This window comes from Neobacillus drentensis, from assembly GCF_036965245.1.
Taxonomy (GTDB): Bacteria; Bacillota; Bacilli; order Bacillales; family Cytobacillaceae; genus Neobacillus; species Neobacillus drentensis_G.
Genome location: NZ_JBALPG010000238.1, coordinates 1 through 14,163, shown reverse-complemented (window position 1 = coordinate 14,163; position 14,163 = coordinate 1). Strand labels below are relative to the sequence as shown.

General features: G+C 36.7%; 14 protein-coding genes. 8 read left to right on the top strand and 6 right to left on the bottom strand.

Annotated features, from left to right (window positions below; genetic code table 11):
* The first annotated feature begins 83 nt into the window (after positions 1-83).
* Positions 84-677 carry a xanthine phosphoribosyltransferase gene (locus V7150_RS26210; RefSeq protein ID WP_335524183.1) on the top strand — a complete coding sequence of 198 codons (594 nt, stop codon included), beginning with the start codon at positions 84-86 and terminating at the stop codon, positions 675-677.
* Entirely contained in the window at positions 677-1,981 is a 1,305-nt protein-coding gene (locus V7150_RS26205; RefSeq protein WP_335524181.1) for a nucleobase:cation symporter-2 family protein, read from the top strand. The genes V7150_RS26210 and V7150_RS26205 overlap by 1 nt, the downstream gene beginning before the upstream one ends.
* Positions 1,982-2,584: 603 nt before the next feature.
* Here V7150_RS26205 and V7150_RS26200 read toward each other — a convergent pair.
* The 3 genes from V7150_RS26200 to V7150_RS26190 all read right to left on the bottom strand — a co-directional run bounded on the left by V7150_RS26200 (position 2,585) and on the right by V7150_RS26190 (position 3,826).
* Complete coding sequence (locus V7150_RS26200; RefSeq protein WP_335524178.1) at positions 2,585-2,803, bottom strand: spore germination protein; 219 nt, start codon at positions 2,801-2,803, stop codon at positions 2,585-2,587.
* A gap of 236 nt (positions 2,804-3,039) precedes the next feature.
* Positions 3,040-3,240 (bottom strand): spore germination protein, encoded by a 201-nt coding sequence (locus tag V7150_RS26195; protein WP_335524176.1) that lies wholly within the window; start codon positions 3,238-3,240, stop codon positions 3,040-3,042.
* A gap of 115 nt (positions 3,241-3,355) precedes the next feature.
* Complete coding sequence (locus V7150_RS26190; RefSeq protein WP_335524174.1) at positions 3,356-3,826, bottom strand: hypothetical protein; 471 nt, start codon at positions 3,824-3,826, stop codon at positions 3,356-3,358.
* Positions 3,827-4,050: 224 nt separating this feature from the next.
* On the opposite strand from V7150_RS26190, the gene V7150_RS26185 reads away from it, so the two are divergent.
* The 3 genes from V7150_RS26185 to V7150_RS26175 all read left to right on the top strand — a co-directional run bounded on the left by V7150_RS26185 (position 4,051) and on the right by V7150_RS26175 (position 7,460).
* On the top strand, positions 4,051-5,604 hold the full coding sequence (locus V7150_RS26185) for an ABC-F family ATP-binding cassette domain-containing protein (protein ID WP_335524172.1): 1,554 nt from the start codon (positions 4,051-4,053) through the stop codon (positions 5,602-5,604).
* 192 nt (positions 5,605-5,796) lie between these two features.
* Positions 5,797-6,471: a response regulator transcription factor gene (locus tag V7150_RS26180; protein WP_335524170.1), complete on the top strand. Its 675-nt coding sequence runs from the start codon at positions 5,797-5,799 to the stop codon at positions 6,469-6,471.
* Positions 6,468-7,460 (top strand): sensor histidine kinase, encoded by a 993-nt coding sequence (locus V7150_RS26175; protein ID WP_335524168.1) that lies wholly within the window; start codon positions 6,468-6,470, stop codon positions 7,458-7,460. The genes V7150_RS26180 and V7150_RS26175 overlap by 4 nt, the downstream gene beginning before the upstream one ends.
* A 27-nt stretch (positions 7,461-7,487) precedes the next feature.
* On the opposite strand, the gene V7150_RS26170 is transcribed toward V7150_RS26175, so the two are convergent.
* Positions 7,488-9,407: an ABC transporter permease gene (locus V7150_RS26170; protein WP_335524166.1), complete on the bottom strand. Its 1,920-nt coding sequence runs from the start codon at positions 9,405-9,407 to the stop codon at positions 7,488-7,490.
* Positions 9,394-10,161, bottom strand: a complete 768-nt coding sequence (locus tag V7150_RS26165; RefSeq protein WP_335524164.1) for an ABC transporter ATP-binding protein — start codon at positions 10,159-10,161, stop codon at positions 9,394-9,396. The genes V7150_RS26170 and V7150_RS26165 overlap by 14 nt, the downstream gene beginning before the upstream one ends.
* A gap of 252 nt (positions 10,162-10,413) precedes the next feature.
* Here V7150_RS26165 and V7150_RS26160 point away from each other — a divergent pair, with 252 nt between their 5' ends.
* Together V7150_RS26160 and V7150_RS26155 are read left to right on the top strand one after the other, a co-directional pair.
* Positions 10,414-11,580: an MFS transporter gene (locus tag V7150_RS26160; RefSeq protein WP_335524162.1), complete on the top strand. Its 1,167-nt coding sequence runs from the start codon at positions 10,414-10,416 to the stop codon at positions 11,578-11,580.
* Positions 11,581-11,654: 74 nt separating this feature from the next.
* Positions 11,655-11,987: a hypothetical protein gene (locus V7150_RS26155; RefSeq protein ID WP_335524159.1), complete on the top strand. Its 333-nt coding sequence runs from the start codon at positions 11,655-11,657 to the stop codon at positions 11,985-11,987.
* 59 nt (positions 11,988-12,046) lie between these two features.
* On the opposite strand, the gene V7150_RS26150 is transcribed toward V7150_RS26155, so the two are convergent.
* Positions 12,047-12,736, bottom strand: a complete 690-nt coding sequence (locus V7150_RS26150; RefSeq protein ID WP_335524157.1) for a class I SAM-dependent methyltransferase — start codon at positions 12,734-12,736, stop codon at positions 12,047-12,049.
* Positions 12,737-12,991: 255 nt separating this feature from the next.
* Here V7150_RS26150 and V7150_RS26145 point away from each other — a divergent pair, with 255 nt between their 5' ends.
* Entirely contained in the window at positions 12,992-13,768 is a 777-nt protein-coding gene (locus tag V7150_RS26145; RefSeq protein ID WP_335524155.1) for a DUF2268 domain-containing protein, read from the top strand.
* The last annotated feature ends 395 nt before the right edge of the window (positions 13,769-14,163 follow it).

Below are 14,163 nucleotides of genomic sequence, written 5' to 3'. Positions count from 1 at the left end.
AAAGCCCAAAGGTCATTGCCTCACTCAATTTTTGATGTGAGCAATGACCTTTGGGCTTTTTATTTTTTTACAGGGGGTAAAGTATGAAGTTATTAGAAGAAACAATCAAAAAGGACGGTCTGGTTCTGAATGAGAACGTATTAAAAGTCGATTCATTTTTAAATCATCAAATTGATCCTAAATTGATGATTGAAATTGGGAAAGAGTTTGCAGAACGATTTGCTAATGAAGGAATAACGAAAATCATAACGATTGAATCTTCAGGGATTGCCCCTGCTGTAATGGCTGGATACCATTTGAATGTACCTGTTGTATTTGCTAGAAAAAGAAAATCTTTAACACTCACCGGAGAGTTACTTACAGCAAGTGTTCACTCATTTACAAAAAATGAAACAAGCGAAATCTCAATTGCAAAAAAGTTTATTAATGAAAATGATCGGGTCCTTGTTATTGATGATTTCCTTGCAAATGGACAGGCAGCCCTGGGTTTAGTTGAAATCGTGAAACTAGGTGGTGCCGAGGTTATCGGGATTGGTATTGTAATTGAAAAGTCTTTCCAGCCAGGGGCACAAATCCTAAAGGAACAGGGTTTACGGGTTGAATCCCTTGCAAGAATTAGCTCACTTGCAAACGGAGAAGTAACATTCATTAATAAAAAAGTGGAGGCATTAGTCTGATGAAACAAAATCCATTAAAAACTGCCTCTTTAGGGATTCAGCATGTATTAGCGATGTATGCTGGAGCTGTCATCGTACCTTTGATTATTGGCGGGGCACTTGATTTTTCTAGCAAAGAAATAGCCTATTTAGTATCACTTGATATTCTAACAAGCGGGATTGCGACTCTTTTGCAAGTGTGGCAAAATCGCTATTTTGGTATTGGCCTTCCCATTGTACTTGGCTGTACGTTTACTGCGGTTGGGCCAATTATTGCTATAGGCGGTCAATATGGCCTTTCTGCGATTTATGGATCCATTCTGATTTCAGGAATCATTGTAATGCTCATTGCTAAGTTCTTTGGAAAGCTTATCCGTTTCTTTCCTCCTGTAGTTACCGGATCGGTCGTAACGATAATTGGGACTACTCTTATTCCCGTTGCTATGAACAACGTCGCAGGTGATCAAGGCAGCCCAGACTTCGGCTCAGTGACCAATATTTCTCTTGCTTTTGGCACATTATTATTCATTATTATTCTCTATCGTTTCTTTAAAGGATTTATTCGAGCTATTTCAATATTACTAGGATTGATTGCCGGAACAATCGCAGCTGTATTAATGGGAAAAGTAGATTTTTCTGCTGTTGGTGATGCATCATGGTTCCATATGGTAGCCCCGCTGCATTTTGCAACACCATCCTTTGAACTGGCACCTATTATTACCATGACCCTAGTGGCTATTGTAAGTCTAGTAGAATCATCGGGCGTTTATTTTGCACTAAGTGACATTACTGGAAGAAAACTTACTGAAAATGATTTGGTAAAAGGATATCGATCCGAAGGCCTGGCAAGTGTAATTGGTGCTCTATTTAATTCTTTTCCCTATACGACATATTCGCAAAATGTCGGACTTGTCCAGTTTTCAGGTGTTAAAGGAAAAAATGTTATTTATACAATGGCTGGAATTCTGATTTTCCTTGGATTTGTTCCAAAAATTGCGGCCTTAACAACTGTGATACCTACCTCCGTCCTTGGCGGCGCCATGGTTGCAATGTTTGGGATGGTAATTGCATCAGGTATTAAAATGCTCAGCAAAGTAGATTTTTCATCTCAAGAAAATCTCTTGATTATCGCCTGTTCTGTTGGCGTCGGATTAGGCGTAACATCCGTTCCAAATCTATTTGCTCAGCTGCCGGACAGTATCAAAATTCTAACAAATAGTGGGATTGTAGCCGGAAGCTTAACTGCGATTTTCCTAAACATAGTTTTCAATGTCGCAAAACCCATCAAGCAAAGTCAATCTAGTCAAAACGTAAAAGCATCTTAAACGTTTTTGTCAAAAATAAGCCGGTACTAATCTAATAAAGGGTTCCGTTTTGAGGTGCTTTTCTAAAGTATTGTACTGGAATAACAGTCGTTTTGACATAGCAATTGGCATATAAAAAAGCAAAACTCGCCACAGTATTGGCGAGTTTTCTTATTAGAGATACTGGACCCATATTTAACTAAAGCTACCCGATAGTTTAAGTGAACTCCTTCACAAACTCACTCCGACATTAAAATGAATTTTGTTAAAATCTATTAATTGATACACAGCAACTATTCGACAATAATTGATTAATTCCTTTTATATTATGTATTAGAAACAAAAAAGCCCCTTCTCATAATTGAGAGGGGTTACTTATTAAAACGGCATAAGAATCCAACAAATCAGTAATTGAATAATATTTTTTAAAGAGTTCTCTAGATTTCCAAAGAGCAGTTTCAATTCCTTCCTATTAAGATAACACTTAATCAAGAACCACCAGATTTGCTTAGTACATGTCAAAGGTCACCTATATCAATCCCCTTCATCATGCCTAAGCTAACCTCATTAAAAGAGTGCATATGGTTTACCTATTCCATCACCACAAATTTAATCGAATCCTCGTCAGATATCTTTAACAATGGGCTGGTCTAATACATCTGAATCTATCGTATTGGTTGTACTTACTCCAGTAACAGTATTGACTAGAACTCCCAGATTATCTGCACCTGATCCTGAGTTAGTCTTTGAGGCACTTTTGGGAGAAAAAAACACAGAAGGACCAAATTGTACAATACCACCACTTACGATGTCAATTTTCACTGGAAATGGAACTACTGACATATAAAAACATCCTTTGCAATTTTATAGCTTTATACTTTATTTAATTTATGCCAACTATCGACTTTCCGTTCGCAATGATACTGCATCATTTTATCGAACACCTTATGTTTGATAAAATAACTTGAACAGAAACAAAAAGCCGCCAACCTTGATAAATAAAGAAAATGACGTATGCCAATTCATACGTCAATTCTTGTGTCATTTATTAAGAAAGCACCCGAAAACGGAACCCTTTACTAATCTAAGCACCGGCTGATTAAATCTATTACCCTGGACACGATAGTTTGAGTTGCGGTAACTGCACCTTGATTGTCTGAACCGGATCCTGTTGTCGTTTTTGTGACCGATATGGGAGAAATAGTACCGGATCCTCCAAAGTTGACAATTCCACCGGAAATGGTCCCAATTGTAATGCCATCTTTACTAACTGCTGCCACTCAATCCCCTCCTCCCCTTTTAACTTTATTATATGTACAAGGAAGAGAGCTTGTCTAAACAGCTTTGAAAAATATGCTTTCATCATAAAAAAAAGCTTTTTTACAGCAACTATATCTACTTACAACCGGCATTCTTTTCTAGTTTACATATCCACTTATAATACCCCAATAATATCAGTAATAGGATTGGATTCATGACAGCTGTGTGCCAAATCCTCCACCAACCGTAGTGAAAGTAACCCCATGGTTCAGGTAATAAAGTAACGATTTCGTATAGTAAAATAAATAGGACGAAAAAAATCATATAAAAAATCTGTTTTGCAATGCCTTTTTTATACGGATACCAATTTAAAAAGATCATATTAACTGCAGGAACTAAGAATAAATGCGGAACCAGTCCTGTTAAATCAATTTCTTTATCAAAATACCAATATCCATGGTATTTGAATTCGACGAACATATCGAAGATAAACTGAAAAGCAATGGTAAATGTCCAAATATGAACAATTTGATTGCCAGTAAGTATTTTATTTTTCTTAAAAGCAATCAAATTAAATAATAGAATGGCAAGGATTAGTCCGATCATATGATATTTCCTTTTTATCATTACAATACCCAAATGGATAGACATACTATACGTTGATTGAAAAAGGAAATAGGTAAACAGCAGGTGGATAGTATATCTAAAAAAAAGATGCTGTTTCCAATTAATTTATCATGTTTTTCTCGTCAAAAATATAGTCGAATCTTCGAAAATCTTGTATGATGTAATAATGGATTAATTCATGAACAAAGCGAGGATTACAAAAAATGAGCTTACTAACTGTTGAAAACTTATCCCATACATTCGGAGACCGTACCTTATTTAAGGATGTTTCCTTTCGTTTATTAGCTGAAGACCATGTTGGACTTGTCGGCGCAAACGGCGTTGGAAAATCCACGTTAATGAATATTATTACTGGGCAATTGATACACGATAGCGGCCGGGTGGAATGGACACCAAGTGTCCATTTCGGATATTTGGACCAGCATACGGTTCTGACACCTGGAAAAACGATGCGTGATGTATTACGTGATGCCTTCCTTCCTCTTTTTGAAAAAGAAAAGGAATTAAATGAAGTAACAGCACAAATGGCTGATGTCTCTCCCGAGGAACTGGAAGTATTGTTAGAAAAAATGGGCGAAATCCAAGACGCGTTGGATGCTGGTGGTTTTTATTCTTTGGATATAAAAATTGAAGAAGCAGCACGTGGATTGGGTCTAGATGCGATTGGGTTAGACCGTGATGTTGCTGCACTAAGCGGCGGGCAGCGTACAAAGGTGCTTCTTGCTAAGCTTCTTTTGGAACAGCCTAAGGTTCTTTTGCTCGATGAGCCGACCAACTATTTAGATGTTGAACATATTCGCTGGTTGACATCTTATTTAAAAGAATACCCATATGCGTTTATTCTTATTTCCCATGATACAGAATTTATGAATCCTGTATCCAATGTTATTTTTCAATTGGAATTTTCTAAGCTATCTCGCTATACAGCAAGCTATGAGAAATTCCTGGAACTTGCGGAAATCAATAAGAATCAGCATATTAATGCCTATGAAAAGCAAAAGGAATTCATCAAAAAACAAGAAGACTTTATCGCTAAAAATAAAGCGCGCTACTCCACAACCGGCCGGGCGAAGAGCCGTCAGAAGCAGCTGGATCGTATGGAGCGAATTGACCGCCCTGAAACGGCAATGAAGCCTACTTTCGGTTTCAAAGAGTCGCGCAGCAGCAGCCGCTATGTTTTTGAAGCGAAGGATTTAGAAATTGGCTATTCTCAACCACTATTACCAAAAATGAATATGACGCTCGAACGCGGCGAAAAAGTAGCGATTATCGGCTGTAATGGGGTTGGAAAGTCCACTCTTCTTAAAACAATGCTAGGTAAAATTGATCCATTGAACGGTAAGGTTGAACGCGGAGATTTCCTCTTCCCTTCTTATTTTGAGCAAGAAGTAAAAGCAGGAGGAATTACACCGATTGATGATGTCTGGAATGCCTTTCCTTCTATGGACCAGCATCAGGTTCGGGCTGCCCTTGCCCGCTGCGGATTAAAAAATGAACACATTTCCCGTCCAATGAATCAGCTCAGCGGTGGTGAGCAGGCAAAGGTTCGCCTTTGCAAACTAATGATGAATGAAAGTAACTGGATTTTATTCGATGAGCCGACCAATCACTTGGATATAGATGCTAAAGCAGAATTAAAGCGTGCCCTAAAAGAATATAAAGGCACTGTCGTCCTTGTTTGCCACGAACCGGATTTTTATGAAGAGTGGATAACGAATGTTTGGAATGTCGAAGAATGGTCTCAGAAGACTGTGTAAAGTAGCACCATCCCCTGCTAAATTTTAGTGGGGGACTTTTATTATTAAATGTATCATTAATTATATTTTTTCGCTCTTTCTTCCCTTATCTATTTAACAAGCTCCATCCCTATTAATTTAATAAATTTTCTATCTTCAAGTATGGATTTTGTATAATAATTTTACATAGAAAAAAATCCGGTGGTGGTATTTATGTACAAAGTTATGATTGTTGAAGACGATCCAAAAATTAGTCATATTATTTATGAACATCTTAAAAAGTGGAAATATGAACCATTTGAAACGAACGATTTTGAGAATATTGAACGTCAATTTCTAGCATTGAAGCCTGACCTGGTTCTTCTTGATATTAATCTTCCAGTCTATGACGGATTTTATTGGTGCAATAAGTTCCGTCAGTTCTCAAAGGTACCAATTATCTTCATCTCATCTCGAACGGAAAATATGGATATTGTCATGGCAATGAACATGGGAGGAGATGATTTTATCCATAAGCCGTTCTCCCTAGAGGTGCTAATGGCCAAGTGTAATGCCATTTTAAGGAGAACATATACATACCAACAAGAGGAAAAAGATTATCTTGAACACAAAGACATAATCCTAAATGTGAGTAAGGGGAGTATCTCCTATCGTGACTGCGAGATTGATTTAACGAAGAATGAATTTCAGATCTTTTTTTTACTAATGAAAAAGAAAGAATCAATTGTTACCCGGGATGAATTGATGCAGGAGCTGTGGGAAAGTGAGAATTTTATCGATGATAATACTTTAACGGTAAATATTGCACGCATTAGAAAAAAATTAGCGGACATGGGGCTCAGTGATTTTATCGAAACGAAAAAACGACAAGGATACATCATACCATGACCTTTAAACATTATCTTTCCGACCAAAAATGGCTGCTCTTTACCTTTTATTTTATCCTGCTTTTCATTTCGACTTTAATTAGTGTGGACCCTAAATTGCGGGTTACCATGGGCAGCCTCCTTTACATGGCGATCGTATCTACGATTATTTTTAATGTATATTTCCTAGGCTCTTATTTTTATAAAAAACACCAGCTTGAAAAATGGGAGCAATTTGCTTTAGATGGCTTAGGCACATACCCTGAAGCTAAAACCTTTGAGCAAAAAGTATACGCACAATCGTTACGCCATGCAAGTGATAACTATTTGAAGCAGATTCAGAAAAGGAACGAATCCGCGAAGGAACAACTTGAATTTATGACCCAGTGGTTTCATGAAATTAAAACACCGATTGCCGTCAGTCGCTTATTATTAGAAACTGAAGTCGAATCAACAAGTCTGCAAGAGGAAATAAATCGGATTGAGAGTTATGTTGAGCAGGCACTCTATTTCTCGCGCCTTCATGATTTTAATAAAGATTACGTCATCCAAGAGATTGACCTTAAAAAACTAATCAAGGAAATCGTAATGGCTGAATCCAAGACATTTATTTCTAAAAAGATAAAAGTCGAAATGCCTAAAATAAACTTAACTGTTTTAAGTGATAAAAAAGCATTAACGTATATCATTCGGCAGCTCCTGCTCAATTCGCTCAAATACACAAATGAACATGGGGAGATTTCCCTCACTCTTAATCTAAAAACAAAACAGTTAACCTTACGTGATAATGGAATGGGCATCCCAGCTGAGGACCTCCCACGTGTGTTTGAAAAAGGCTTTACCGGGAAAAACGGTCGTACCCATCAACGATCAACTGGAATGGGTCTTTATCTAGCGAAGAAAACTGTCGAGAAATTGGGACACGACATCTCACTTTCCTCTCAAGTAGGCATTTTCACTGAAGCGATTTTGACTTTCCCTGAACGAGAGAATTCTTTTTATCAAATGTAAAAAACAAGCTCCATTGGGGGCTTGTTTTTACGTTTCCTTGATAATTTTTGTATAGCTGACAGTGGTTAACCAGTAATAAATCAGGTAAATAAGCAAATAGATTCCTAAGCATGTGACAAACGGGACTTGCATTTGTATGTTTAAAAAATCAGCGAGGACATACAAAATCAACCCCGTGTTGCAGGTTGCAAGCACTAATGGAAGAATAAAGACAAAACCCACTTGTCTTGCTACTGATTTAGTAATCTCCTTGTCAGGGATTCCAATCTTCTTAAGAATCTTATAGCGTTCCTTATCAGTGGTTGCTTCAATCAGTTGTTTAAAATAGATCATGCTCCCTGTTGCTAACAGGAATACAAGACCGAGAAAGCCGCCTATAAAGATGAGAAGCCCATAGGTTTCCAATGCATAATGATAGTTTTCATAGAAACTGGAATAAATCGGCATATTCATTTGATATCTTAGTGGTTTTATAACCTTCTTTACCTCACTATTTAACCCCTTCGCTGTTTTTTCATTCGAGGTTTTATAAACATACAGGGTTTCTTCGGGTGTCATTTTCTTTTTTAACTCTTTATATAGTGCATCACTAATGACCAGAGGGAATAACAATTCTCCCTGATTTACTAAAGAAAAATCTTTATAGTCTGTAATCGTAATTTGTTCATTAGCAGAAAGTCCCACCTTTTTCCCCGTAAATGGATCCGATTTTCCATCAAGGTTTCCATCATAAAAGGCCGCTGCTTCATATTTCTTTAAGTGGACAGAGTCGTTTACCCCTCGTAGTTTCATTAATTCTTGATAGGTTTTATCTGAGATAAGCATAGTATGGACATCATCTGAAACTCTAGGCACCTCCGAAACGTCTGGCTTTACTGAGAGATATTCGATCTTTTTGTGATAGACAAGTTCTTCCGAGTACTTTTCTTCAATTAAACTCTGAATTTTTTTATTAACCATTTCATCCTTCATATTGAACATAAAGCTATATGGGGTCACCCGATTTGAAAAATTGTCAATATGATAGTAAAAACTATAGGTAGTAATACAAGCAATTAATGTGACACTGCTTAATAAGGATATAACGGTTAAAATGAGTACATTACCTTTTATTCTGTATAGTAGATTCGTAACGGTGAGTAGATTTTTTCCTTTAAAATATATCGATGTAAATCTCTGAGAAAATTTTAGTAAATATGTAATAAAGGAATTCATAAATAAATAGGAACCTATTACCAGCATCAAAGTTGCCAATAAAAATCGTACACTACTGTTTTTTAAAAAATCGTCTGGATTAACCAATAATAAATAGGCTGCGCCAATTAGGGCGATTGCGAGTATGCCTATGATTACAGAACTCTTGGGTAACTTCTCTCCTTTTCTCTCCGCTTTAAAAAGCTCTGATAAGGAAAAGCGATAAATTAATCGATAACTATGAATAGAAGCCACAAAAATGATGAAAAGAAAAACAGCTGCTGTCTGGAGTACCGCTTTATTCGAAATAGTAAAGGACACTTCAAGTGAGAACCCCATGATTTTAAAGATAATCATCATAAACAACTTTGAAAATAACAAGCCAACAGCTATTCCGATGATCAGGGCTAAAATACCGATAATAATATTTTCATAAAAAAGTAGTTGGCCTATTTTTTTCCTGCTCATGCCGAAAAGTGCATACAGGCCCACTTCCTTTTTCCGCTTTCTCGTAAAAAATGAATTAGAATACCAAATGAAAATTGCTGCAAAGATCATTAGAATGATCGAAGCTGCTTGAAATGCAGGCCCTAACTTTCCTAGTGTTATAGTGGAGGAAAGCAATTGTTCGTTATATTGCAATGAAACGAACGTAAAATAGATAATAATGCTGAAGATCATCGAATTCAAATATATCATGTATTGACGGAGGTTTTTCCGGATGTTTTTTCTGGCAATGCTAGATAATGTCATATTGGCCTCCCCCAATTGTCGACAGGATGTTTAATATTTGCTGGAACATCTGTTTTCTTGATTGATCCCCTTTGCGAATTTCTGTGTAAAGAGAGCCGTCCTTAATGAACAACACTCGTGAGCAAAAACTTGCTGCATACGGGTCATGTGTAACCATTAAAATGGTAGCCTTCATCTCATCATTTAACTTGCTAAGAGTTTGCAGTAAATAATGGGCGGACTTTGAATCAAGTGCACCGGTCGGTTCATCGGCAAATAAAATACTGGGCTTACCGATAATTGCGCGGCAGACGGCTGTTCTCTGCTGCTGACCACCTGAAATTTCATATGGATATTTTTCTAAAATGGCTTGAATACCAAACATTTCTGCTAGTTCAGTAACCTTCCTTTGTATTTCATGCTTTGGTGTTTTGGTAAATGTCAGCGGTAATATGATATTTTCCGCCACTGTTAATGTATCGAGCAGGTTATAGTCTTGGAAAATAAACCCCATTTTATCTCTTCTGAATTCTCTCAATTGATTTTCTTTCATTCTCGTTAGTTCAGTTCCTTCAATCCGTATTGTTCCGGATGTTGCCGGTTCAATCGATGATAATACATTCAGTAAGGAGGATTTTCCGGCACCTGATGGCCCCATTACACCAACAAATTCCCCTTTTGCTATATTGATATCAAGATCACTCAATGCTGTGAATGAATTTCTCTTACTGCCAAATACCTTGTTTACTCCCTTTGCTTCTAGTATTGATTCCATATCATTTAACCTCCATTGCTTTTCTCTATAATTAAACTATAAGGAAATAACACCTGTTTTTCCATAATCAATCCTTACGCTTTAGACCTCCATCCTTACATTTTCGTAAGGTTACGCAATTGGGGTGCTACATATAATTGGTAATGGTAGGAAATAATTAATGAGGAGCTTATTCTAGAACGTTCATTTCCATTATCGTATAATAGGAAAGAAATTGTTTTTATTCGTTAAATCAAAGGGAGTGAGAATCCATTGCAAACAAAGACAACATTACCTATTTTATTTGTGGTCATGTTTTTGGTTATGGTTGGTTTCGGAATAATAATTCCGGTTTTACCTTTTTACGCTGAGAAAATTGGAGCAAATCCCACTGAACTTGGACTTTTAATGGCAGTTTATTCGCTCATGCAGCTTATTTTTGCGCCATTGTGGGGTCAGGTATCCGATCGCATTGGGCGTAAACCGGTTATGATGATTGGTATCGCTGGACTTGCAGTCTCCTTCTATATGCAAGCTATTTCTACTGAACTTTGGATGCTATTTGCAGCAAGAATTCTGGGCGGTATTTTATCGTCTGCAAATATGCCGACAGCAATGGCCTATGTCGCCGATATTACAACAGATGAAAACCGCGGTAAAGGAATGGGAATTATTGGGGCTGCCTCAGGCTTAGGATTTGTTTTCGGTCCTGCTATTGGCGGTATTTTTTCAAAAGTAAGCTTAAATACGCCGTTTTATCTTGCTAGTGGTTCATCCTTTATTACTTTGATCCTCGTATTTATTCTATTAAAGGAGTCCAAACAGAAAAAAAGTCTTGCTTCAAAGGAAAAAACATCTATCTGGAAAGCATTTAACCGTACAGTGTCAGTCCTGTTTTTCGTCCAATTATTAATTTCGTTATCTCTCTCCGGTTTAGAGGCAACGTTTGCTTATTTTGGTGCTAAAAAAGCAGGTTTGGACTCGATCCAGCTAGGTTACATTTTCATGATTATGGGCTTTGGGAGTGCGATGGTCCAAGGTGGTTTGGTCGGCAAATTAACCCAAAAATACGGGGAAAGTGTGGTCATTAAAGGAGGAATTATCGTATCTGCCATTGGATTCGTGTTAATCCTTCTTGTCCATAATTTTACGACGGCAGCCATTTATTTAACTATTTTCGGGCTCGGCAACGGTGTCATTCGTCCAAGCGTTTCATCATTACTTACAAAGACGTCTACCGCTGGGCATGGAAGCTCAACCGGACTTTTATCATCCTTTGATTCTTTAGGCCGCATTATCGGTCCTCCACTTGGAGGTTGGCTGTTTTCGATATCGGTAGGTCTCCCTTATATTTCAGGAGCCATTATCTCAATCGTTTCTTTTCTTCTATTTATCGTATTCAGCCCACAACTTAATACGGTTAGAGCACGTAATAGTTAAACTTGGAGGCATAATGCTAGGTAGGACTTGCATAAAATGGGTACAGGATTGAATTATTAAAGGAGCCCGGGATTATGAACATTAAATCCGTCACAAGTGTTGCTTTTCTTTTGGTAACCTTAGGTTTTGCAGCCTATCTTGATTCACCTTACTCATTTTTGAATAACAAATATGCCTACACTGCAGACCAGCCTGTCATAGCCCAACCAGTTGAGGTAGAACCATCAAGTGATGTTCCTGAATTGGAAGAAAAACTAGTGAAAACTGAAAAAGTGAAGGGCTATATCGTAGAAACGTACGAGGAGTATGAGGTTTATAAGGACAAGGATGGGAATGTTTTAAAAAGTGAACCGACAGGAAAAACAGATAGCATAAGATATTGGGATTATAGCAAAAAAGACCGCTAATATATTTAGCGGTCTTTCTTATTTAATTCAAAGAGCAGGAAAGGTATAACTTTTACCATTCAATTACAACATCTGAATAGTCGAAAACCAAGTACATCCTTATAAACTTTTGTGAAATGCATGTGCTTTTCAAGAATTTCAAAGAATTCATCATCTATATTCTCCGAAAGTGAAAAATCAGTCGCATTTTGCACATTATTTTCATCAATTTGAAGATTAAATTTCTCTACACTAACTTGTTTAAATTTGGCTCTTTGGAACAAGGTCTTCCATTCATTTTCAGTTAATATTTGAGAAACTCCATAAAAATTAACGATTGTTTTCAACTCTTCTTCAGAAAGTGATTTTTCAAGTACCATTTCAATTGCAAGTAATACACCATTTGGCTTTAATACTCTTTTAAATTCAGGAATTGTTAAGGAGACATCTGTAAAGGATATAACTGATTCTGAAAGAATAATATCAAATATACCCTCACTGAAAGGAAGATTTTCAGTGCTCCCTTGCTGAGTTTCAATAGGCGAATGTAAGGACAAAAATCTTTGTCTAGCCTTATCCAACATGAGTTTATTACAATCTAAGGAAGTAACCTTACATCGGTACTGTTCTGCAATATATGCAGAGGTTTGCCCTGTTCCACAACCTGCATCAAGAATCGACGTTGTTTCATCTATTTTTTCCCTTGATAAGAGCTCTTTTGTTAGTTGAAGACCCCCAGGATGGGCACCGCCAACTCCAAATATTGCCAAACAATCAGTATAAGAATAATTCAAATTAAGTCCCATCCTTTTTTCGAAATTGTATCTTATTTTATGATTATGGAATTAATTTGTTCATGATGCTCCGTTAACACAAATGAGCTTTTAAAGCCCTATTATGGAAAAGAAAAAATCTAAAAAGTTGTTATTAAGGATGTAAGAATGTAATGAAAAAGGTGTCGGAACGTTTATATTCTCAGTGCATAATGTATTTAAAATGAAATGTGTGTAGATAGGGGTGCTGATATGGGAGTGATTAGAACTGAAAAATGGTTACACGATTCATATCATCAACCAATTGAAATATGTGAAAAGTTAAAAGTACACTTTGAAGATGCTCTTTCTTCCGAAATCTACGATTACTTAAATCAACATGGAATGTATATTCCTTTCAAAAACGGAATCGAGGTAGTGAAAAAACTACAAAAAAATAATGTATGGGAAATTGTAGAAGAGGAAAACCTACGTCTTCAAAAAGTGTGGGAAGGACCAAATATCCCTATATTTATTTTTCCATCAGATAAGAACAACCGAAAAATACAACAAGACTTTAACGGAAAATCAGGTTTGGCCTTCAAAGATAAACTGTTTTTATTTATTTCAGAGGATAACATGGAAATGGAAATAAGGGCATTGTTTACTCATGAGTATAACCATGTTTGTCGGTTATCTATGTATCTCAAAAACGAAGAGGATTACGTATTGCTGGATACTATCATTTTAGAAGGATTAGCGGAAAATGCAGTACGTGAACGATTGAGTGAAGAATGTTTAGCTGCTTGGACATCGTATTATTCCAATGAAGAGCTAAAGGAAATGTGGAATAACTTAGTGTTGCCAAATAGAAATATTCTAAGGAATGACCGTAAATATCAAAACCTATTGTATGGATTACGGCTCTATCCGAAAATGCTTGGGTACTGTGTTGGGTATTACTTAGTTAAGAATTATATTGAAGCAACTAACAAAACAAGTAAGGATCTCCTAAATATAAATACAGATAAAATTGCTCAAATAATGTGAAAGTACTATAAAAGTGATTAAAAAACAGACGAAAAAAATTCTGAAGGGTTCCGTTTTTAGGTGCAAAACAGTTAAATGACATAGAAAATGGCGAATAAAACTGCTTTCTGTTTTAGAACGTCATTTTTAGTATTCATATGGACTAAATGACAATCAAATTAAGGTTTCTCCTTATTTCAACTAAATTACCCTTTCTTCAATAAGAAAAAAACGCCGATAATGAGTAGCTGATCTTTATGTGGATTGGCTTGTTGATAGTCCGAATGCGAGGCTTATTCGGACAGGACAAGCAGGAAATTGCCTTGTCTTGTCCGAATACGAGGCTTATTCGGACAGGATAAGCAGGAAATTGCCTTGCCTTGTCCGAATCTGAGGCTTATTCGGACAGGTTAAGC

What these genes read in the sequence shown, in the direction of transcription:
- V7150_RS26145 (WP_335524155.1), top strand. Translation starts at nt 12,992, where the DNA reads ATGGGAGTGATTAGAACTGAAAAATGGTTACACGATTCATATCATCAA.
- V7150_RS26170 (WP_335524166.1), bottom strand. Translation starts at nt 9,407, where the DNA reads ATGACATTATCTAGCATTGCCAGAAAAAACATCCGGAAAAACCTCCGT.
- V7150_RS26190 (WP_335524174.1), bottom strand. Translation starts at nt 3,826, where the DNA reads ATGATCGGACTAATCCTTGCCATTCTATTATTTAATTTGATTGCTTTT.
- V7150_RS26185 (WP_335524172.1), top strand. Translation starts at nt 4,051, where the DNA reads ATGAGCTTACTAACTGTTGAAAACTTATCCCATACATTCGGAGACCGT.
- V7150_RS26165 (WP_335524164.1), bottom strand. Translation starts at nt 10,161, where the DNA reads ATGGAATCAATACTAGAAGCAAAGGGAGTAAACAAGGTATTTGGCAGT.
- V7150_RS26180 (WP_335524170.1), top strand. Translation starts at nt 5,797, where the DNA reads ATGTACAAAGTTATGATTGTTGAAGACGATCCAAAAATTAGTCATATT.
- V7150_RS26175 (WP_335524168.1), top strand. Translation starts at nt 6,468, where the DNA reads ATGACCTTTAAACATTATCTTTCCGACCAAAAATGGCTGCTCTTTACC.
- V7150_RS26200 (WP_335524178.1), bottom strand. Translation starts at nt 2,803, where the DNA reads ATGTCAGTAGTTCCATTTCCAGTGAAAATTGACATCGTAAGTGGTGGT.
- V7150_RS26155 (WP_335524159.1), top strand. Translation starts at nt 11,655, where the DNA reads ATGAACATTAAATCCGTCACAAGTGTTGCTTTTCTTTTGGTAACCTTA.
- V7150_RS26205 (WP_335524181.1), top strand. Translation starts at nt 677, where the DNA reads ATGAAACAAAATCCATTAAAAACTGCCTCTTTAGGGATTCAGCATGTA.
- V7150_RS26210 (WP_335524183.1), top strand. Translation starts at nt 84, where the DNA reads ATGAAGTTATTAGAAGAAACAATCAAAAAGGACGGTCTGGTTCTGAAT.